This is a genomic window from Bifidobacterium sp. LCP19S3_E9, assembly GCF_052121135.1.
Classification (GTDB): domain Bacteria; phylum Actinomycetota; class Actinomycetes; order Actinomycetales; family Bifidobacteriaceae; genus Bifidobacterium; species Bifidobacterium thermacidophilum.
Map to the genome: position 1 here is coordinate 1 of NZ_JBQKEV010000014.1, position 19,960 is coordinate 19,960.

Here is a 19,960-nt window from a genome sequence, read left to right on the forward strand (position 1 = left end):
CCCCCCCCCCCCCCCCCCCCCCCCCCCCCCCCCCCCCCCCCCCCCCCCCCCCCCCCCCCCCCCCCCCCCCCCCCCCCCCCCCCCCCCCCCGCCGCCCCCCCCCCCCCCCCCCCCCCCCCCCCCCCCCCCCACAACCATATTCACTTCCATCCGCATTCAACGCAGCGGAACAAGGGGCGTGACACCTGCCGGGCGGCACGCCCGAAATCTCAAGCCTTCAGCGGCTCCGCCTTCTTGATCGTCACGGAAATCTGACGTCCCGTCGGCGTCGCGTACGACACCGTGTCACCGGCTTTGGCGCCCATGATCGCAGCACCAATCGGCGATTCCGGGCTGATGACGTCGTAATCGGTAGCCACCGCGATATCACGGGAGCCGAGCACATACGTCATTTCCTTGCCTGCGAGCTCGAGCGTCACCACTGAGCCATTGCCGACCGTACCCGCCTTCGGGGCCTGAAGAATCTTCGCATTGCGCAGCTTGACGGTCAGCTCGTTGATGCGGCCCTCGTTCTTGCCCTGCTCCTCGCGAGCAGCCTGGTATCCGCCGTTTTCGGACAAATCGCCTTCCGCGCGCGCCGCGGCGATACGTTCGGTGATTTCGTCACGATACTGGCCCTCGCGGTACTCGAGTTCCTGCTTCATCTTGTCATATGCTTCCTGCGTGAGCAGGATCGTCTTCTCTTCCTCGGCCATTGTTACCTCCTGACCTTGATGGATCGCGCCGCCCGCGAACACGTGCGTGAGGCGGCCATGTCATGAAAAAGCGCCGGCGACCACCGGCGCCTGAAAAGGATGCGTGTCAGCGCGTCGAGATGATGTCGATGACGAACACGAGGGTGTCCTCTCCCCCGATGCCCGCCTGCGGAACACCCTGCGAGCCATACCCGTAGGACGGCGGAATCGACACCACGAGACGGGAACCGACATTGTGGCCGGGAACCGTCATATCCCATCCGCGAATCACCTGGCCGACGCCGATGCCGAAACTCGCCGGCTGATGGCGCTCAAAACTCGAGTCGAACGGGGTGTCCTTGCCCCAGACCACACCGTGATAATTGACCGTCACCGTGTCGCCACGGCGGACCATCGGGCCGTCGCCTTCCACGATTTCGATTGACTTGAGCCCGACCGGCGGTTTATCCGTCGGAAAAGCGATTGCCGGTGTGGCGCCGAACTCAGCGTTGACCTCGGGCATGTTGCTGACCATGCTTGCCTCCTTGATGACGTATCTGTGCATTCCGCCACCCCGTTTGACACAGGTAGCCGGCGTAATGCCACTGAAACAATGTCACTTAGATTAGCACGCTTCGTGACGCTTCGCAGGGCATGACCGCCGGTACGAGGTTCACTGGTCAGCATTCGACGACATTCACCGCAAGCCCGCCTTTTGCAGTTTCCTTGTATTTGGCCATCATGTCCTCGCCGGTCTGCTTCATCGTGCGGATCGCCTGGTCAAGGGTAACGATATGCGAGCCATTGCCGAGCATGGCGATACGAACCGCGTTGATTGCCGTATTCGCTGCCACGGCGTTGCGCTCAATGCAGGGAATCTGTACCAATCCGCGAACCGGGTCGCAGGTCAGGCCGAGATTATGTTCAATGCCGATTTCCGCGGCGTTCTCTACCTGCTGGACGGTCCCGCCGATTACCTCGCATAATCCCGCGGCGGCCATCGAACACGCTGAGCCGACCTCACCTTGGCAGCCGACTTCGGCGCCCGAAATCGACGCGTTGCGTTTGAACAGATACCCAATCGCCCCTGCAGTGAGCAGGAAGCGGACGACGCCGTCCTCGTCGGCGCCATCGACGAAATGCCAGTAATACTCCAACACTGCGGGGATGATGCCTGCGGACCCGTTGGTCGGTGCGGTGACCACTCTGCCGCCGCCGGCGTTTTCTTCGCTGACAGCGAGCGCGAAGAGGTTCACCCATGCCGCATCCGAGGATTCCAAGACGACATCGATGCGATGGTGGCTGCGCCGCAGCACATCGCCTGTGGACATCAGCAGTCGGTACATGCCGGCTGCGCGACGGGGCACGTCAAGACCGCCGGGCAACACCGGCTCGTCACTGCTGCATCCGGCTTGCACACACTGCCCCATAGCTTCCCAGACGGCAAGCAGTCTGGCGCGCACATCGGCAGCCGGGCGTACGGCGGTTTCGTTCGCCCAGATAATGTCGGAAATCCGTTTATGCTCCCGCTGGCACAAAGTCACCAGCTCGGTGCAGGTGTCGAAATGGTATGGGGCCTTGTCCGGGAATCTGGTGGCCTCTTGTTCATCCGCATCGGCGAATGCCGTGTGTTCAGGCGGACGATCATGAATACCGATCAGCGTGTCTTCCGGACTGCCTTGTGCGATGAATCCGCCGCCGATCGAATACCACACCTGTTCGTCCAGCAGATTGCCTTCCCCGTCGAATGCTTGGAATCGCATACCGTTGGGATGCGCGGCGAGACGCTGCCACTTTTCGAAGACAATGTCACTGTCCGGATCGAAAACGATGCGCCTGCCGCCGGGCAGGTCAAGACGCCGGCTGCGAGCGCATTCCTCACGGGCGTGGAGCAGATGCGCGGTGTCGACCGTATCGGGCATGCTGCCTTCAAGCCCGGCGATGATTGCGCGGTCAGTTCCGTGGCCGAGGCCGGTCAAGGACAGCGAACCGTACAGGACCGTCCTGACGCGGGCGACCTGGTGCAGGATTCCCGAACCACGCAGCGAACGGGCGAATCGGCATGCGGCCTTCATAGGGCCGACCGTGTGCGATGAACTTGGGCCCACTCCGATGGAGAACATGTCAAGCACGCTGAACAAGCCGTCACCTCCGAATTCGATATCGCAATGCGGGTAGGCATCCGCATCTGCGTCTTTGCACACCACCCGCCGACGGGAGTCCGTCGACGGTCAGGTCGATCCGTCAAGCGGGGTTGCTGGGCGGACTCAACCCGTATATTCGCTCAATAGAGTAGCGCGGCCATATGTACGACGAAAAACACGCCGAACGCTGCGAACAATATGGTGCAGGCAAACAGGCCCCACACCCAGGTGCGCAATGTGGCGAGGCGTTCGCCGAAAGCGGATGCGCAGAAGAATGACGCCAGTCCTACGGCGGCGCAATTGAATGCGATGGATCCCAGCTGTGCCCCCGCCAACGCGGCATGGCCGAGCGGGACGATGATTGAGTTCAGTACGGCGGCGAACACGAAATACCCCCACACGCCAAACAGCACGAGGCCGAAGAGGGCGGCAATCACCGGACGCCACGCCTGCGGCGCTTTCTTCGAGACTTTGCCTGCCGCCCACAACGCCGCGAATCCGACCGTATAGGCGAACACGACCGACAGCAGCCCGGCGATCGCGGACCATGGTACGAGCGCCAACGAATGGTAGGACATGCCGGTGTACAGCGGCGCGCAGAGTATCTCTCCCAGGCACAGCGCCAGCGCCACGATGACAGCCTGGGCGAAGATGACTGGGACTCGGCGGTTGCCGTCGCGGGTTGGAGTGTTCGTCTGCTTGACCATGATGTTCCTTTGCATGTATCTGTTCTGAGCGGGTGGCATGGTTTGATGTTGCTTGCTCTCGCTCTATGGTGTTTGGTTGTTCTTGACTGTGCTTGACTTGTCTTGACTGCTGATGTTGCGGCAGTTTCAGCTCCTCGAACGCGGTCGTCTTCCTCCGACTCCTCTACCGGGTCGGGCAGCGTTCCATGTTTCGATGGTTTGACGCTTCCAGCCTCGTGTTCTGTCGATTGTGACATCAGGCTCCGGCAGACGATATGCACTCACTGCAGCCGTGCTGATACCGAGCGGCTGCGCCACTTCAGTAACGGACAGATATCGCTCAGTCATATTCGCTCCTCTGTGCGACTATCGTGTCACACAAGACGCCGGTAGCCGTGCCGAAATTGCCTTATGAACGGTAATCTACCATCGTATGCGACCCTGCTGTCGCACACCGGCCAGATATCTCTTGCTTGAAGCCTCAGGCCGGGCATATCTGCCTGTCACGTAACCGAATGATGGCACAACCGCCGTTATTGCTACGTCATGTCGCGCGGCTTCATCGAGCGCAAGCATGTCAATGTGAGCAAAGCCGGGAACGCAAGGAACCCGCCGTTGCCGACGGGTTCCGTTGATCCGTGCCCCCTGCGGGACTCGAACCCGCAAGCCAATGGCGATGGATTTTAAGTCCACTGCGTCTACCAATTCCGCCAAGGGGGCAACTGTTCCATGCTAGCATGCAGGCGGACCGGGCGCGGCTGAGACACGCGTTTCGCGTCTTGCCACGCCACGCATCGGCGGCGGTGGCACGCTGTTCAGCGCGAGGCGAGCAGACGGCGGCCGTAATCGAGCACGATGCCGTCGAGTAACCCGTGTTCGCTCGCAACGAACGAATCGATGGCCTTGTCGTGGTCCTCCAGCGCCGCCTGCGAGACACGGGCGAGCACCCGGCTCCACACCAGCGCGCCGCCGCCGACAACATCGATTCTGCCCGGGTGAATGGTCTTGTACGCCCGGCGCTCCTCGCGCGTCATCCGCAGGAACCGGTCATCGACCGCATACGCGTCCTCGAGCGAAAGTCGTCTGCCGTCAACCGCGGAATGGTCGTACTCCTTCAGCCCGATGGCGAGCGCGGTCATCGTGGTCACAGTGCCCGACACGCCGATGATGGTGCGGGTCTTGCCTGCCGGGACCGTGCGGAAGGCTTCATCGATATGCTCGTCGATATCGGCGACGGCCTCGTCGATTTCCTGCTGGGTCGGCGGGTCGGTGTGCAAGTGACGTTCGGTCATACGCACCGAGCCGATATTCATCGAGAATGCAGCCTGGACATCGGTTTCACTCTGTTCGTCTCCCCCGCCGAGAACCAGCTCAGTAGACCCGCCACCCAAATCGACCACCAGATACGGGGGCTCGAGCTCACCGCGCGGGACAACGCTCGTCGCTCCGAGGAAGCTCAACGCCGCCTCTTCGGTGCCGGGGATGACTTCCGGCCGCACGCCGAGAATGTGCTGGATCTCGTCTTCGAATTCCGCACGATTCTCAGCGTCACGGGTCGCGGACGTGGCAACGAAGCGAAGCCCGTCGACCGGATGCTCGGCCAAGATCTGCGCGAATTCGCGCGCCGCCGCGTACACGCGTTTAAGCGCTTCATCGGCGAAACGATGGGTTTTGTCCACGTCCTGCCCGAGCCGGACGACCCGCAGGACGCGCGGGACGATATCCTCATACCCGTTGGCGTCGACCCGCGAGATTTTCAGCCGGATGGAATTGGTGCCGCAATCGATGCCGGCAACCGTCACCGACTTGCCCGTGCCGCCCTGCAGTTGCGATGCAAGCTGTGTCATACTGTTTCCTTTCCCTGTGCGCCGACGTATCGCTGTCGGCGGATGCGATTTCGGCGCGTTCCCGCGCGTACGAGACTACCGTTCCTGCGACAATCGCTCGATCTGCTCGTCGTCGACGACCGTGGTGCAGCGGCAAACCGTGGGGCTGAACTCGTCGCGGATCCGTTCAAGGGTCATATCGCCGATCGGGTTGGCGCCATGGCCCATGACCAGTGTCTGGGCGAGCAGCGCATGGAGGCATTTGACGCGAGTGGGCATGCCGCCGGCGCTGATGCCCGCGATATGCTCCTCGCTGTCGCCGAGCCGTTCGGCGAGCTCGTGCCGAAAGACAAGATATCGTTGGTGTGCGAGGGCGTAGGCTTGGTCCAGCTCGGCGTCTTCACCCAACCGCTCGTTGAGTTGTTTCATGACGCCTGTGGCTTCGACATGGGACACCGCCTTGACCGCTTCAGGGCTCGTCAGGTAGCAGGTCGTGGGGAACGGGATGCCGCCAGGCAGCAACGGCCGGGTCAGCACCGCCAGCGGACGGCCGCACACGCAACGAGCGCCGACCGCGACCATGCCGCGCGGAAATCGTCCAAGCTGCACGTTAACCGTCGCGATGTCCTTGGCTGTCGGCGGTTGTGCCATGAGACGGTCAAGCAGCGCACGAGCCTCCTGCTCAAGCTGCTCTCGCTCAAGCTGTTGCGTTGGGGTTGCACTCGCCGGTGTCATCGGATGATGTTCCTCCTGTGGTGTGTGTTGCGGTTGTGATGTGGTTTCGTGATGTCGTAGTACGTCCATGGTGTGTTGTCATGAGCCGGCGGCGTGCAAGTCCGGGCATCGGCGGGATTGGCCCCTGCTTCCGGTCTGCCATCTGTCGGCCCCCTTTACTGGGATGCCGACGGCGAAGACGAATCGGATGCGCTCGCCGAAGGCGAAGAGCTGGCGCTTGAGCCCGAGCTTGGCGTCGAACCCGATTCGCTGCCAGAAGAGCCATTCCCGCTCGACGGAGACGATGACGACGAGGACGATGACGAGGATCTCGACGGGGTGTCCGCCTGCTGGAACGCGTAAGCGAGTTCCTTGTACCACGGCAGCGTCGTCTGCTCATCCTGCGCGCTTGAGGTGCCGCTGCTCTTCGAAGTAGTCGAACCGGTGACCGCCTCGGGATGCTCGACCCTGACTGAAACCTCCCCCGGGAACACGAATCCGAGACGTTCGCGCGCCTGAGCGGTGACATACGCCTTGTCGTCCCAACGAGCGATATCGTTCTCCAAATCCTGCTTCTGCGCTTCGAGCGTGGCTTCCTGCTTTTTCAAACCATTGAGTTCGGAGAGGTTCAACGCGTAATCATGAAAAGTTGACACCAGCTGCATCAGGCCGATGATCACGATGATCACCGCGATAAAGAACGAGACCGGTCCGCTGTTCCTGCGTGTCTTGGCGGTCTGCTGAGTGCGCTGACGCGCCGGTTTTCGCGAACTGGTTGTCATACTGACGAAAATACCCGCCGCATTCGACTTGCGAACACGACGGGTATTGCGTAATGCGCGGCACGTCTAGGGACATGCCGTCAGCACACTGCCGGTGAGGCTAGGCTCACTTGGCGATGTACTTCTTGCAGGCCTTGAAGGCGCTGTAGCCGGCGTACTGGGCTTCGGAACCGAGCTCGTCCTCGATCTCCAGCAGGCGGTTGTACTTGGCGATACGCTCGCCACGGGCCGGGGCACCGGTCTTGATCTGGCGGGTGTTCTTGGCGACCGCGAGATCGGCGATGGTGGTGTCGGAGGTCTCACCGGAGCGGTGGGACACCATGGAGGTGTAGCCGTTCGCGGTGGCCAGCTCGATGGCGTCGAGGGTCTCGGTGACGGAGCCGATCTGGTTGAGCTTGACGAGCAGGGAGTTCGCCGCACCCATGTCGATGGCCTTCTGCAGACGAGCCGGGTTGGTCACGAGCAGGTCGTCGCCGACGAACTGCAGGCGATCGCCCAGGCGCTTGGTGATGGCCGCCCAGTCGTCCCAGCCTTCTTCCTGGAACGGATCCTCGATGGAGACGATCGGGTAATCGTTGATCAGCTGCTCGTAGAAGTCGAGCATGTACTCAGCGTCACGCTCGCCGCCTTCGAAGTGATACTTGCCTTCCTCGCCCTTGCCGTAGAACTCGGAGGAAGCCACGTCGAGGCAGATGCCGATCTGCTTGCCAGGCTCATAGCCGGCGTCCTGGATGGCCTTCATGATGTAGTCGAGCGAATCGCGGTTCGACTTCATCTTCGGAGCGAAGCCGCCCTCGTCGCCAAGACCAGTGGACAGGCCGTCCTTCTTCAGCTCGTTCTTCAGGGTGTGGTACACCTCGACGCCGGCGCGCAGGGCCTCATGGTAGGTGTCGAAGCCATACGGGGAGATCATGTACTCCTGGATGTCGGTGGCGAAGTCTGCGTGAGCGCCGCCGTTCATGATGTTCATGTTCGGAACCGGCAGGATGTGGCCGTTGGTGCCGCCGATGTAGCGGTACAGCGGCAGGTCCGCGGACTCTGCGGATGCATACAGCGCGGCGAGGGACACGCCGAGGATGGCGTTGGCGCCGAGCTTGCCCTTGTTCGGGGTGCCGTCGAGCTCGATCATCGTGTCGTCAAGAGCACGCTGATCGGCGGCATCCATGCCGATGACCTTCGGAGCGATGACTTCGTTCACGGCCTTGACGGCGTTGAGCACGCCCTTGCCCTGGTAACGGGACTTGTCGCCATCGCGACGCTCCCAAGCCTCTGCGGCACCGGTGGAGGCGCCGGACGGAACCAGGCCGCGGCCCTGTGCGCCGTCTTCGGTCTCGAGATAGACCTCGACGGTCGGGTTGCCACGGGAATCAAGGATTTCGCGCGCGTATACGCTTTCAATTGCTGCCACAACTACTCCTTTTGCTCAGGTTGTGATGACACTGTCAAGGATAGTGGAATTGTTGGACGATATCGCCGATTTCACTCACTGTTTCCTGTGAGCGTTCACAGCCGGCACGTGCGCTTCATGATGACGCACCACCGCTCACATCCCGATCTGCGGCGATCCACATGGTTGTGACCCATTGCGGGATGAGGCCGCTCGACTGCGCATCAGGTTCGCAGCGTCCGAGCGAACGATCCGAGGCAGCGTCGTCGTGGCGCATCGGGCGGATCGACCCATCATCCTGCCGGACCAGTGTGACGCGCTCGGCTGCACAACTGTCCAGATGCAGCGCCTTCGGGCCATCGGCGACCTGCTCGACGAACTCGTCGTCAACATCCTGCGGTACGGCGACCGTGATGGCGGGTACGCGCTCAGTGTCGGATGCCGAGGCGACGATATGACCATCGCTTTGTGCAACACGGTAGCATCCGGGGCCGGTGCTCCGAAGGAATCAGAAGGCCGGAAATCAGGGGTGGACGAGGTTCGCACGGTACCGGGCGTGACTACGAGCCGCTCTTCGAACGGCTCTTCGCGAGCTGCCATGGAAGGTTCCGCGGATGGCACGGCCGAATCGGGAACACGGCTGGGATTGCGCGGGCACGCCCGGCTGATCGAGCATCATGGCGGGTCGATGACGTGGAATCAGGCCAACGGAAGCTTCAGCCTTGAAGCGGTGGTTCCGTTGCACGATGATGCCCGGTGATGCCAGTGAAGCCGTTCGCGGCGACCATCACCGACAACCGGTTGCACTCGGGCGTGTGCCGGCGGCAGTGGGTTCGGCCGCCGGCCCAGGCATGGTTGCCATCATCAGATCGTGCGCGAATACTCGACGATACGCCCGGTAACGTCTTTGAGATAGTCGATCGAACGCGACCAATCGCCGGGAACCTCGATGGAGTGGTTGGCGTCCGGGTACGTGCACACCCGTTCGGTGAGCAGATGCGCCTTGGCATCATCGAAATACGGGTCCGCGGTTCCCGCGCAAATCAGCGGTTTCGGCGCGCGCTCCGCACCCGGCAGCGGAGCTGGGATCACCGACTTGTGCACGTCGAAGGGCGGCGGGTTGAGTACCGGGGTCAGCAGCGCGACATGCAGGCCTTCCCTTGCCGCATGCGGGAAGGACAACGTGGACAAGGATTTCGTGACTACCAGCAGCTTCGGAGCGGAGTCCGGGGTGAGGGAGGAAACGCTGGAATCGGCGGAAGCGTTGGAACCGGCGTCAGCAGCGGAATCCTGTGCATCGTCTGTGTCGCGATTGTCTGACGCATGTTGCGCGGCGATGGTCGCGCGGGCGACGGATTTCGCCTTCCACACGTCGATGACGCGTTCCATGCAGGAAATCATTTCGGGGAATTCGACGTCTTCGGTCAGAGTGAGCGCGAGCCGGTCAACGTACCAGCCCTCGGCGGCGAGCGCCTGCGACGCCCAGTACAGCAGCGGGCGATCGACGGTATAACCGATGCCCGGCATGATCAGCGCATGCTTGACGGTTTCCTCTGGTTTGACGCGGTTCTTGCCCCACGGAGTGAGCGCGGGGATGACGTTGCGCCATTCGTTCATGGATGGCGTGGTGCTCTTCGTGTTGTGTTTCATGGCGCTTCCAGCTTCGCGCGACGCTTCGACAGCGGCGGTGTTCTGCGACGGCCGGCTCCTATGAACATCCGCTATCCGCGGCGTGATGCGACCGGCCAATCACACAACAGGCCGGTACCACACGCTCAGGGGCATCTTCCCCTGCTATCACGTCAGTACGCAACCGCCCAGTCACACCACAGGCTCAACCAATCGCACCGGGCTCGCCCGATCAATCACTTGCCGGCCGTCCGGGGCTTCCATTGCAGGTCGTCGAGCAGCTGGTTGGTCCAGGCAATCACTTGGTCGCCGGGCATGGGGCCCGAGCCAAGCGAGCCAGCGAACGGCGCCGGAATCGTCAACGTGCGGGTGAGCGGCCGGTACTGGGCTCCCGGGTAGATGCGTTGCAATCGCATCATCAGGGATTCTGCCGGCTCAATCCCACGAATACGCACGTTCCGCCCCTGGGCGATGATTTCGGTGATACCAAGATCTCGCGCTTTGTTTCGCAGTCTGGCCACGGCGAACAGCGAATCCAGCTCTACTGGAGGCTTGCCGTAGCGGTCGGTCAGCTCGTCTCGCACATCGTCGAGATCCTGTTCGCTCCTCGCCGAGGCAAGCTTGCGATACGCCTCAAGCCGCAGCTTGTCGGAATCGATGTAATCCACCGGAATCGACGCCTCGATCGGCAAATCGATGCTGACGGCTACCGATTCCTTGCGCTCGGGCTCCTTGTACTCTTCTACCGCCTGCGAAACCATGCGCACGTACAGGTCGAAACCGACGCCTTCGATATGTCCGCTCTGCTCGTCGCCCAGCAAATTGCCGGTGCCACGCAGCTCGAGATCCTTCATCGCCACATCGAAGCCCGACCCAAGCGACGTGTTCTGCGCGATGGTCGCGAGACGGTCGTGCGACTGCTGGGTCATCGGCTTGGACGGGTCGTACAGGAAGTACGAGTACGCGCGTTCCCGTCCTCGGCCGACACGGCCACGCAGCTGATGCAGCTGGCTTAATCCGAAACGGTCGGCATGGTCGACAATCAGCGTGTTCGCGTTCGATATATCCAGCCCGGTCTCGATGATTGTCGTGCATACGAGCACGTCGATATCGCGATGCCAGAAATCGCGGATGATTGCGTCGAGTTGTTTCTCTCCCATCTTGCCGTGCGCGACGCCGATTTTCGCCTCGGGCACCAGCTGGTGGATCTTGTCTGCCGTGGCACTGATGGAATCGACGCGGTTATGCACGTAGAACACCTGGCCGCCGCGCAACAGCTCGCGCCTGATGGCCGCCGTGACCTGCGCGTCCTCGTATGGGCCGACATACGTGAGCACGGGCAGACGGTCCTCGGGCGGGGTGGCGAGCGTGGACATCTCGCGGATGCCGGTCACCGCCATTTCCAAGGTGCGTGGAATCGGCGTCGCCGACAGGGACAGGACGTCGACGTTCGTGCGCAGCGCTTTGAGCGTTTCCTTATGCTCGACGCCGAACCGCTGCTCCTCGTCGATGATCAACAACCCGAGATCCTTGAACTTGATTTTCGGGTTGAGCAGCTTGTGCGTGCCGATGACGACATCGACCGACCCGTCTTCCAGACCTTTGATGGTCTGCTTGATTTCCTTGGGGCTTTGGAAGCGGCTCATCGCGGCGACATCCACCGGGAAGCCCGAGTAACGTTCCGTGAACGTCTCGTAATGCTGTTGCACGAGCAGCGTGGTCGGTACGAGGACGGCCACCTGCTTGCCGTCTTGTATGGCTTTGAAGGCGGCTCGTACCGCAATCTCAGTCTTGCCGAAGCCGACATCGCCGCAGATCAGGCGGTCCATCGGCACCGGTTTCTCCATATCGGCCTTGACCTCGTCGATGGTGGTCAGCTGGTCGGGAGTCTCCTGGTACGGGAAGGCGTTCTCGAGTTCCTTTTGCCACGGGGTGTCCGGACTGAACGCGAAGCCTTTGGTGCGTTGGCGGGCCGAATACAGGCGTACGAGGTCCTGGGCGATCTCGTGCACATGCTTGCGGGCTTTCGCCTTGGTCTGCGCCCAGTCGGAGCCGCCGAGTTTGTTGAGTTTGGGGGCGTCCGAGCCGATGTATTTGCTGACCTGATCAAGCTGGTCGGTGGGAATGTACAGCTTGTCGGCGGGGGCGTTGCGTTTACTGGGCGCGTATTCGACAACCAGGTATTCCCTCGTCGTTTTCGCGCCGGCAGGGCCGATTTGGCGCTGCTGCATGCCGGTGTATCGCCCGATGCCATGCTGCTCATGAACCACGTAATCGCCGGGTTTGAGCTCCATCAGGTCGATGGCCTTGCGCCGGCGCTTCGGTGTCTTGGTTTGCCCGACGGCGCTGGAACGGCCGGTCAGGTCACGTTCGGTGAGCAAGGCAATTCGCGCGTCCCGGTCCACGAACCCGTCGACGGCTCGCGAACGCAATACGTCAAAGCGCGTGATGCCGGTCTCGTTGACAGCTCGTTTGAGTCTGGCGAGCGTTCCTTGGGCTCCGGCGGTGATGGTCACGACGAATCCGGCGTCAATCAGCCCTTCAATACCGGTGGCGGCTTTCGACTCGTCGCCACGGTATTCCTGCGGGGAGCTTGCGCCGATGCGCACATTGCCCGGCAGGCCTGGGTCCACGCCGAAATCAGCGAGTTTCCACACCTCATCGCGCGAATAGGCGAGCGAGCTGACGGTCTCCTCGTAGTCGAGGAAACTCGCCTGGTCGAAGCTGATCGGCGCGCCTGCCCCATGGCCGCTGGCGGCGACATGCCAGCTGGCGGCGAGGAATTCGTTGGCTGTTTTCGTCAGGTCGTCCGCCGCCCGGCGCAACCGTTCCGGGTCGGAAAGCATGATGACCGCACCTTGGGGCAGCATGCGCTGCACCGGCTCCATGTTGTCGATCAGCGCAGGCATCAGGGATTCCATGCCTTCCACGGGGATGCCGTCCGCGATGGAGGCGAGCATGTCCTCGGCGTTGGGAATCTGCCCGATGAGCGATTTCGCGCGGTCACGCACCGCTTGCGTCAGTTGCAGTTCTCGGCATGGCGTCGCCCAGACGGTGTGTAGGCCATCGCCGTAAGTGCGCTGGTCGGAGGCATGGAACTCCTTGATGGTGTCGATTTCATCGCCGAAGAATTCGATGCGGACCGGATGAGCGATGGTCGGCGGGAACACGTCGAGGATACCGCCGCGCACCGCGAACTGTCCGCGGTCCATGACCAGATCGACGCGGGTGTAGGCGTTCTCGACAAGACGGGCCGCGGCTTGGTCGAGCGGAAGCTCCTCCCCCGCCGTAAAAACCAGCGGTTCGACATCGCCCAACCCGGCGATGACCGGCTGGATGAGCGAACGCACCGGCATGACCAGCACCTTGATCGGTCCAAACAGGGAGTTCCCGGGTTCCGGATGCGTCAAACGGCGGAATACCGCCATGCGGGAAGCGACCGTGTCCGCACGCGGGGAGAGCCGTTCATGCGGCAGCGTCTCCCAGGCCTCAAGTTCCGCGATATCCTGCGGATCGCCGTCATACCAGCTGCGAATCGCCTCAACGGCTTCCTGCGATTCCCGTCCCGAAGGCACGATGACAACGACCGGGACGCGCTGTGCGGTCGCCGCTGCGAGAGCCGGACGAATGCCGGGCACGGCTTCCACATTGAGCATCGGCTCGCTGCCCTCATTCGCAGGCACGTCAACCAGTCCGTGCGACAAATCATGGAAGGACCGGTCGTGATCGAGCTGGTCGAGCAGTCCGGAAAGTGCTCCGGCGGTCGGCGCAACAGGCGGAACCGCGGGCGTATGTTGCTCACCGGCCATTGAACTGCTCCTGCGCGCGGCTCAGCCCAGAGAAGATAATGGTTTCCGCGGCATCGGCACCATCGGCGAGGAATTCAGGCAGCTGCTTGCGCTGGTCCGGGCCGAATCCGCCCAACACCCAGTTGACGGTGTTGTCATGCGCATTCGGGCCGCGACGAGCATGCCCCACTCCAAGCCGCACACGCGCGTACGCATTGGTACCGAGCGAACGGTCGATGGACTTGATACCGTTGTGTCCGCCGGCGGAACCACCTGCCTTGACTTTGATACGACCGAATTCAAGGTCCATATCGTCGTGGATGACCACGACATGCTCGGGCGGGATCTGATAGTAGGAGCTGATGGATGCCACCGCAGTACCCGATTCGTTCATGTATGTGAGCGGTTTGGCGAGGAAGAACTTGATCGACTTGCCTTGCAGGTTCATTACGCCCTTGCCGAGCATCGCGATGCCCTTATGGTCACTGAAGTTCACCGACCAGCGTTCGGCCAGGACATCCGCCGTCATGAATCCCATATTGTGCCGGGTGCCCTCGTATTGCTTGCCCGGGTTGCCCAAACCTACCACCAGCCAGAAATCAGACGCCATGCCGTTCCTCTCCCTCATCGCCGCCGCCCGCCGCATACCGGGCGCGGCTCATCATGCAATCATTCGCTACCAGAATGGCCAATCCTACCCGCCACGGCTGACTCGCCTGCACGGCACCAGCCTGCGATCCGCGACGGCCGAACATACGTGACGCCTGGTATTTCAGTCGTTGTCCAGCGGCAACCACCAGTAGGACATATCAAGATACCGCGTGCCGTCGAAACATGCGCGGGGCAGAAAACCGTACCGTTCGAACCTGAAATGGTTCATCAGCGCGATTGAGCCCGCATTCGACGCGAAAATCAGGGCGGTCGCGATGCGGTAACCGCGCGTACGCGCCGCGTCGAGCAGCCATGCGACCACAGCCGTTCCGTACCCGCGGTGGCGGGCCCGCTCATCGACGTAATAGCTGAGTTCCACCACGCCGTCGTACGCTTCGCGCGGATGGAATTTCGACAGCGACCCGAAGGCCACGACACGCCCGGATGCATCTTCAAGCACGACCACCGGGTAGCGGTCACGCGGCTGGTGCGAATCCACCCACTGCCTGCGCTGCTCGAGGGTGCGTGGCACCAGATCGGCGGTCGAACCGCCGGCGACCACCGCTTGATTGTAGATATCGGTAATCGCCTGAAGGTCGCTCTCCCGCGCGTCGCGGATGGTGACCGGTTGATGCTCAGCGGACCGTTCGCCGTTCACATTGCCTCCCTGATGCCCGTATGCCGTCGTATCCGACGCCGACGCCGGATTCGGTTCGACGATATTCCATCATGACGGCATGACCGCATAACGGCATAACGACTTGGCAGCAAGGTTGTTTGACGGCATGACCGCCGAGACGCAGGGCTGCCGACAACGCACCGCTACGCGCCCCGCAACCCGCACGACATGCGACTTGCAATTCGCGACTGAGCGCCGTTACTTCGCCAAACGCTGGGACAACGCGGAAATGCCGCCGGTGAACATGTTGAGGAACCTCATGGAATCCACGGCGATCGCCACATGCGTGCACGACGCCGTCGGATCGTTGAGACGCGTCATATCGCCGATGGTACGGCCGCGCACACCTTGGCGGTCACCGGTCGCCAAATCCACCCGCAGCGCGATGTCGAAAGTCTGTACAAGCGTCGGATCAAGCGCGGCCGCTACAGCGAGTGGGTCATGCATGGGCGCGCCGACGGAGAACGCTGGGTCGGCTTCCTCGTTCGCTTTGATCATGAAGGAGGCGAGATCGGTGAAGAACCTGCCGACACCGTCATCGATCTGAGACCACGGCTCAGTCAGCTCCGACGGCAGCAGACACCGATGGGTGACATCCAGACCGATCATCGTCACATCCGCCTGGGAGCGCAATACCAGATCGGCGGACTCGGGGTCCTGCATGATATTGGTTTCGCTGACCATATCGAAGCAATTGCCCTGCTGGGTCAGGGCCCCGCCCATCATCACGAGCCGCAATTGGGGCGCGATATCGGGAGCGAGGGTGATGGCGGCTGCGATGTCGGTCAGCGGGCCGGTTGAAATCACGGTCAGGTTCTTGCCCCACTGATGCACGCCGTCGATAATCGCTTTGACACCCGCAGTGTCGCCCGGCATGATCTCCATCTCGACCTTGCCATATTCGTCGGCAAGTGTGCCAAGCGTGTTCCGTCCACGCTGCGGCCCCGAGGTGTCGACGGGTTGCTTGGGCAGATATCCGCCAATCGAAATAATCGGGGATGACAGTTTCGCCCGCACGTCAGGCTGGGCGGATTGTACTGACAGCGCCTCGTCCTGCCATGATGCCTGCCGATGCTTCTTCTTCGCTTCCTTCTGATCGTCGCCGAACATACCGGCGGAGACGGTCCCGGCGGCGGTGAAATCGATGTTGTTCGAGGAGAAGTCGTAGACCGCGCCGTTGTACAGCACGGACGCGGTGCCGCCTGCCGTGGTCTCCATGCGCGCGTAATCGTCGATATTCAAGTCGGCGATGCCGTTGTCTCCATGGAAATGGGCACAGGCCTTGTCCGCGGCGAATCCTTCCGCCCATGAAGGGCAACGACACCCGTCCAGCACCGGAATCTTCGAACCGCCAAGGAGGTTGAGCACGTCACGCGCGTTCTGCTGAGCCACCGACTGGATGACATTGCCGTACGTGGCGACGACCGATACCAGCCGCTCAGGCGCATACGCCATCAGCAGGCCGATGGCGAGCGCGTCATCGGTGCCGGTGTCGGCGTCCAAGATGATGGGCGCGGTGATGTCCTGCGAATCGCCGGCAGCCCCTGCCTCGGCGGCGTCACCAGTGTCACCCGTCTGGTTCTGCGGATCCATGATCTTTTCTCCCTCGACTGTTCGGCGGGCATCCTGCCCGCACGAATCACATGGCGTCAGTCCCCATGATATCGTGCGCTGGACAAATTCCAACCGACGGATAGGTCAATCCGGCCAACACGCGCCGTCAGGGGCGTGATTATTGAGCGAGGAAACGGTCGGTGACGAGATTCTTGGCCTTCGGAGCGGTGTGTACCACCTTGCCGGAGGCGTCCGTGTAGGCGCCGGCGTTCGCAAGGAAGTCAAAATACTGCTGCGTGGAGACGGTGTCGTTGGTGCCGAAGACGAGTTTGCCTGAGGCGATGTCCTTCGGGTTGCCCCAATACTGGCCGTCCACGATGACATGCATACTGCGTTTGACAAAGGCGAGTTTGAGATTGGCTTCCGGGGCTTCATCCACGAGGATCTGCGCCGCCTTGTCGGGATGCGCGTACGCGTATTCGTAGCCTTGCTGCGCGGCCTGGGTGAAGGCTTTGACCAGTTTCGGATTGTTCTTGATGGTCTTGCTATTGGTGATGATGCCGATGGAGTCCGCATTGCCAGGCACCCCATAGTCAGGCTCGGTGAAGCAGTTGAGCTTCGGGCCGTACATATCGGCCTGAACGCCTTCCCAGGTCGCGTAGAACCCGCCGAAATCCGCTTTGCCGCTGGACAGGGTCTGGAATGTGGACGTGCCGACCGTCACCTTGTCGAATTGCCCTTTGCCGCCATCGGTTTTAATCATCTGCTTGATGACCGCGTCGGATTCGTTCGAGCCGAAGGTGGCGAAGGTTTTCCCGTCGAAATCCCGCGGGCGAGTGATGGACGTGTTCGAAGCCAGAGAACACCAGATGGCGCTCGGCTTGCGCTGCACTTGCAGCACCTGCTTGAGCGTGGCGCCTTTGAGGCTGTAGGTGGAGACATTGGTGAGATTGGACAAGGCGAAATCCGCGACACCGTTGTTGACCGACTGCTCTGCGCCCGCCTGGGCGACGGCGACGATATCGACGTCTAGACCGGCTCGTTTGAAATACCCGTTGTGTTTGGCCACATACACGCCGATATGGTTGGTGTCGGGCGCCCACGAGAGCATGAAGGTGGTTTTGGTCAGTCCGTTCGCGGATGTTCCGGCGGTGCCACACGCGCCGAGGGACGCGATTACGGCGATGGCAAGCGTGGCGGCGAATCCTGCACGGATGCGGCTGATGATGGATGTTGTGGTGCGCTGCCGTGCATGGGCAGCCTGTGGCAGATGGCTCATATGATGTCCTGAATCATGACGTGTTCCGTTCTCTGGATTCGGGCGGATTCGGCAGAGAACGAACGTGAGGGCCGGCCCCGCCTGCCCCATGTCCCCGCCCGGCCGTCATGATGTCATGCGCGTTGACCACGGCCGGATGGTTTGCCACACATGGGCACGCAAGCAATGTCAAGGATATCTTCAGCCGTGGTCATCCTTGTGAGCGAGCGGTTGCCTGTTGCGGACCGGACGCGGCAGACGGCGGTGGCAGGTGTGTTGGCTCCGCTTGCTACGCAATCATCATTCTCGGCAATATTGCGGTAGCTTTCTTCCAGCCGTCACACTTTCAGGGACGGTTCACCGCGGCAACGGCCCGGACCAGGTTTTGATCACCGATTGTGGGACGCGCGAGGCATCGAACCGGTAATGCCCAGTGACCGCCATATGCGTGCGGAACGCGAGATAATCGTTCTCCCGCTGTTTCTGTCCCATGTTGTGAATGATCAGCGGCATACCTTGCTTGTCGCGCCGGTCAGAGACGACGCCGATGTGCCGGGTATGTTCGAAGACAACGATGTCACCTTGTTCCCAGTCATCGCCGCGAATATCCGTGCCGAGCGTCACGCCATAGGTGCTGAAAAAGACGTCAAGCACGCCGGTACGACGGAAATCGATATTCGGATCTGGTTTGGAAATCACACGCGAGTAAGCCTGCGGCCGGGCAGTGATGTCGGCGTCGACCATGGCTTTGAGGTCGTACCCGGCGTTGGCGAATGCCCGCCAGACGACATCGGTGCAGGCGCCACGGTCGGACGGCGGATACCCGCCCTGATAGTAGCCCGTATCGTAGGTCGGCATCGCCTCAGCGTCTTTGCGGGCACCGTGGACGATATCCGTGTAATCGTCCACGCCATTGCCGTTTGCGTCCACGCTGCTGGTGAATGTCGGCGAGGAAGAAGGCAGGTTCACGGCTGGGGTGGCGCCGATGCCGCCGGCTTGCCCCCTGCGCGCGTATCTCACCCACAGACACGCCCCTGCGACCAATGCCACGACGACGAGCATCACAATGACGGACACGACAATCCGCCTGCCTCGCTGGGGACTACCGGCCCGCGTGTATGTGCTGCTATCTGCCCTATGCTGCGGCATTCTGCTCTCCCATCCCGCCAAGATACGTTCCATTGTGCCACTCCTCGGGCCGCAACGGCGACAAACCCGGCGAATTCGTCTGCGGTCTGCGGGTTCGTGATAATGGAATCAGCAACGATTCTTCCGGCCGTCCGGCACGCGGGCTCCTCACCTTACTGCGTTCCCCGGCGGCGTGTGCGTCTCTGGCGCGGAAAGCAAGGTGATTATGGCTCGTCCATCACATCAATCCCATCACTCCCGCCGATACCTGCGATGGCTGCCCACGTTCGCGGCGGTGCTGGCGATTCTCGTGATATGGCAGGTATGGGTCGAGGCCGCGCATGTACCGCAGACCGTCATGCCCTCCCCCACGCAAATCGTGGATGCGACGGTGGAAACATGGCCGACCTTGTGGCCGGCAACCTTGACGACCCTTGAGGAGGGCACGATCGGTTTCCTGTTCGCCGTGGCGGCGGGCATTATGGTGGGGGTCGGCTGTTACGCTTCGAAAACCTTGGATGCTGCGCTGTTTCCGCTGCTGTACGCTGCACAGACCATGCCGCTGATTTCCATCGCCCCGCTGTTCCTGATTTGGTTCGGCTTCGAAACGAGCGGGAAAATCGTAATCGTCGCCGTATTCGGGTTGTTCCCCATCGCCGTGCAGACCATCCGCGGGCTCAGGGACGTGCCGCGCTACTACGTCGATGTCGCGCTGACCTGCGGGGCCACCCCGGTGTGGACGCTGTGGCACGTGAAGCTGCGCGTCGCGGCACGACAGATTTTCGGCGGCATCCGCATCAGTGCCGCCTACACATTCGCAACCGCCGCCACGGCGGAATACTTGGGGGCGCGACGAGGGCTCGGCATCTGGTTGCAGGCGGCGTACAACTCCTTCCGCATGCCGCTCATTTTCTCGGCGACATTCATGATCATCGTGCTGACCTGCGTGTTGCTCATCGCGGTGTCCTTGACGGAGCGAGTGCTGCTCGGCCCCGCGGACGAGGATGAGGACCCGGACGCCGACCAGCTGTGACCGCGCCGGGTATCGCTGCGACATCGG

19 protein-coding genes and 1 tRNA gene are annotated in these 19,960 nt (G+C 62.0%); 2 read left to right on the plus strand and 18 right to left on the minus strand.

Translation table 11 applies throughout. The features are described from left to right. Nucleotides 1-209 precede the first annotated feature (209 nt). The 10 genes from ACTQYB_RS07580 to eno all read right to left on the minus strand — a co-directional run bounded on the left by ACTQYB_RS07580 (nt 210) and on the right by eno (nt 8,234). The gene (locus ACTQYB_RS07580) at nt 210-695 is read right to left on the minus strand and encodes a GreA/GreB family elongation factor (RefSeq protein WP_029576346.1); all 486 of its coding nucleotides are present in this window, start codon (nt 693-695) and stop codon (nt 210-212) included. A 106-nt stretch (nt 696-801) separates the two neighbouring features. After that, nucleotides 802-1,209, minus strand: a complete 408-nt coding sequence (locus ACTQYB_RS07585) for an FKBP-type peptidyl-prolyl cis-trans isomerase (protein ID WP_015450374.1) — start codon at nt 1,207-1,209, stop codon at nt 802-804. A 145-nt stretch (nt 1,210-1,354) separates the two neighbouring features. Then, complete coding sequence (locus tag ACTQYB_RS07590; protein WP_033505771.1) at nt 1,355-2,815, minus strand: L-serine ammonia-lyase; 1,461 nt, start codon at nt 2,813-2,815, stop codon at nt 1,355-1,357. A gap of 143 nt (nt 2,816-2,958) precedes the next feature. Next, nucleotides 2,959-3,525, minus strand: coding sequence for a cadmium transporter (locus ACTQYB_RS07595; RefSeq protein WP_412150660.1), 567 nt, complete (start codon nt 3,523-3,525; stop codon nt 2,959-2,961). Nucleotides 3,526-3,651: 126 nt separating this feature from the next. After that, nucleotides 3,652-3,852, minus strand: a complete 201-nt coding sequence (locus ACTQYB_RS07600) for a hypothetical protein (protein WP_441482343.1) — start codon at nt 3,850-3,852, stop codon at nt 3,652-3,654. Nucleotides 3,853-4,143: 291 nt separating this feature from the next. Next, nucleotides 4,144-4,224 (minus strand) — tRNA-Leu (locus ACTQYB_RS07605). A 95-nt stretch (nt 4,225-4,319) separates the two neighbouring features. Beyond that, nucleotides 4,320-5,351: a Ppx/GppA phosphatase family protein gene (locus ACTQYB_RS07610; protein ID WP_044098457.1), complete on the minus strand. Its 1,032-nt coding sequence runs from the start codon at nt 5,349-5,351 to the stop codon at nt 4,320-4,322. A 75-nt stretch (nt 5,352-5,426) separates the two neighbouring features. After that, nucleotides 5,427-6,065, minus strand: a complete 639-nt coding sequence (locus ACTQYB_RS07615) for a DUF501 domain-containing protein (protein ID WP_273302017.1) — start codon at nt 6,063-6,065, stop codon at nt 5,427-5,429. 155 nt (nt 6,066-6,220) lie between these two features. Then, nucleotides 6,221-6,826: an FtsB family cell division protein gene (locus ACTQYB_RS07620; RefSeq protein WP_101455011.1), complete on the minus strand. Its 606-nt coding sequence runs from the start codon at nt 6,824-6,826 to the stop codon at nt 6,221-6,223. Between the two features lie 106 nt (nt 6,827-6,932). Continuing rightward, nucleotides 6,933-8,234, minus strand: a complete 1,302-nt coding sequence (gene eno / locus ACTQYB_RS07625; protein WP_033493101.1) for a phosphopyruvate hydratase — start codon at nt 8,232-8,234, stop codon at nt 6,933-6,935. A 319-nt stretch (nt 8,235-8,553) separates the two neighbouring features. Between eno and ACTQYB_RS07630 the strand changes: the two genes are divergently transcribed. Continuing rightward, complete coding sequence (locus ACTQYB_RS07630; protein WP_441482344.1) at nt 8,554-8,973, plus strand: hypothetical protein; 420 nt, start codon at nt 8,554-8,556, stop codon at nt 8,971-8,973. Between the two features lie 104 nt (nt 8,974-9,077). On the opposite strand, the gene ACTQYB_RS07635 is transcribed toward ACTQYB_RS07630, so the two are convergent. From ACTQYB_RS07635 to ACTQYB_RS07670, 8 genes are all read right to left on the minus strand, one after another. Then, nucleotides 9,078-9,863, minus strand: a complete 786-nt coding sequence (locus tag ACTQYB_RS07635; protein WP_168983817.1) for a hypothetical protein — start codon at nt 9,861-9,863, stop codon at nt 9,078-9,080. Nucleotides 9,864-10,078: 215 nt separating this feature from the next. After that, nucleotides 10,079-13,651 (minus strand): transcription-repair coupling factor, encoded by a 3,573-nt coding sequence (gene mfd / locus ACTQYB_RS07640; protein ID WP_441482345.1) that lies wholly within the window; start codon nt 13,649-13,651, stop codon nt 10,079-10,081. Further along, nucleotides 13,641-14,240, minus strand: a complete 600-nt coding sequence (pth, locus tag ACTQYB_RS07645; RefSeq protein ID WP_033505403.1) for an aminoacyl-tRNA hydrolase — start codon at nt 14,238-14,240, stop codon at nt 13,641-13,643. Before pth ends, mfd begins: the two co-directional genes overlap by 11 nt. Further along, the gene (locus ACTQYB_RS07650) at nt 14,230-14,385 is read right to left on the minus strand and encodes a hypothetical protein (RefSeq protein WP_441482346.1); all 156 of its coding nucleotides are present in this window, start codon (nt 14,383-14,385) and stop codon (nt 14,230-14,232) included. Before ACTQYB_RS07650 ends, pth begins: the two co-directional genes overlap by 11 nt. Before the next feature lie 17 nt (nt 14,386-14,402). Continuing rightward, nucleotides 14,403-14,939, minus strand: a complete 537-nt coding sequence (locus ACTQYB_RS07655; protein WP_441482347.1) for a GNAT family N-acetyltransferase — start codon at nt 14,937-14,939, stop codon at nt 14,403-14,405. A gap of 219 nt (nt 14,940-15,158) precedes the next feature. Continuing rightward, nucleotides 15,159-16,553, minus strand: a complete 1,395-nt coding sequence (locus ACTQYB_RS07660) for a nucleoside hydrolase (RefSeq protein ID WP_441482348.1) — start codon at nt 16,551-16,553, stop codon at nt 15,159-15,161. 139 nt (nt 16,554-16,692) lie between these two features. Beyond that, nucleotides 16,693-17,793 carry an ABC transporter substrate-binding protein gene (locus tag ACTQYB_RS07665; protein ID WP_321046824.1) on the minus strand — a complete coding sequence of 367 codons (1,101 nt, stop codon included), beginning with the start codon at nt 17,791-17,793 and terminating at the stop codon, nt 16,693-16,695. Nucleotides 17,794-18,129: 336 nt separating this feature from the next. Then, complete coding sequence (locus ACTQYB_RS07670) at nt 18,130-18,921, minus strand: DUF1287 domain-containing protein (RefSeq protein WP_441495918.1); 792 nt, start codon at nt 18,919-18,921, stop codon at nt 18,130-18,132. Nucleotides 18,922-19,126: 205 nt separating this feature from the next. On the opposite strand from ACTQYB_RS07670, the gene ACTQYB_RS07675 reads away from it, so the two are divergent. Then, nucleotides 19,127-19,933, plus strand: a complete 807-nt coding sequence (locus tag ACTQYB_RS07675) for an ABC transporter permease (RefSeq protein ID WP_441482350.1) — start codon at nt 19,127-19,129, stop codon at nt 19,931-19,933. Nucleotides 19,934-19,960 lie beyond the last annotated feature (27 nt).

Excerpts from the sequence above, each read along its gene's own strand:
- ACTQYB_RS07665 (WP_321046824.1), bottom strand. The coding sequence starts at position 17,793 with ATGAGCCATCTGCCACAGGCTGCCCATGCACGGCAGCGCACCACAACA.
- ACTQYB_RS07630 (WP_441482344.1), top strand. The coding sequence starts at position 8,554 with ATGCAGCGCCTTCGGGCCATCGGCGACCTGCTCGACGAACTCGTCGTC.
- ACTQYB_RS07595 (WP_412150660.1), bottom strand. The coding sequence starts at position 3,525 with ATGGTCAAGCAGACGAACACTCCAACCCGCGACGGCAACCGCCGAGTC.
- ACTQYB_RS07610 (WP_044098457.1), bottom strand. The coding sequence starts at position 5,351 with ATGACACAGCTTGCATCGCAACTGCAGGGCGGCACGGGCAAGTCGGTG.
- mfd (WP_441482345.1), bottom strand. The coding sequence starts at position 13,651 with ATGGCCGGTGAGCAACATACGCCCGCGGTTCCGCCTGTTGCGCCGACC.
- ACTQYB_RS07670 (WP_441495918.1), bottom strand. The coding sequence starts at position 18,921 with ATGCCGCAGCATAGGGCAGATAGCAGCACATACACGCGGGCCGGTAGT.
- ACTQYB_RS07580 (WP_029576346.1), bottom strand. The coding sequence starts at position 695 with ATGGCCGAGGAAGAGAAGACGATCCTGCTCACGCAGGAAGCATATGAC.
- ACTQYB_RS07660 (WP_441482348.1), bottom strand. The coding sequence starts at position 16,553 with ATGGATCCGCAGAACCAGACGGGTGACACTGGTGACGCCGCCGAGGCA.
- ACTQYB_RS07585 (WP_015450374.1), bottom strand. The coding sequence starts at position 1,209 with ATGGTCAGCAACATGCCCGAGGTCAACGCTGAGTTCGGCGCCACACCG.
- ACTQYB_RS07635 (WP_168983817.1), bottom strand. The coding sequence starts at position 9,863 with ATGAAACACAACACGAAGAGCACCACGCCATCCATGAACGAATGGCGC.
- ACTQYB_RS07600 (WP_441482343.1), bottom strand. The coding sequence starts at position 3,852 with ATGACTGAGCGATATCTGTCCGTTACTGAAGTGGCGCAGCCGCTCGGT.
- ACTQYB_RS07615 (WP_273302017.1), bottom strand. The coding sequence starts at position 6,065 with ATGACACCGGCGAGTGCAACCCCAACGCAACAGCTTGAGCGAGAGCAG.
- ACTQYB_RS07675 (WP_441482350.1), top strand. The coding sequence starts at position 19,127 with ATGGCTCGTCCATCACATCAATCCCATCACTCCCGCCGATACCTGCGA.
- pth (WP_033505403.1), bottom strand. The coding sequence starts at position 14,240 with ATGGCGTCTGATTTCTGGCTGGTGGTAGGTTTGGGCAACCCGGGCAAG.
- ACTQYB_RS07650 (WP_441482346.1), bottom strand. The coding sequence starts at position 14,385 with ATGTTCGGCCGTCGCGGATCGCAGGCTGGTGCCGTGCAGGCGAGTCAG.
- ACTQYB_RS07620 (WP_101455011.1), bottom strand. The coding sequence starts at position 6,826 with ATGACAACCAGTTCGCGAAAACCGGCGCGTCAGCGCACTCAGCAGACC.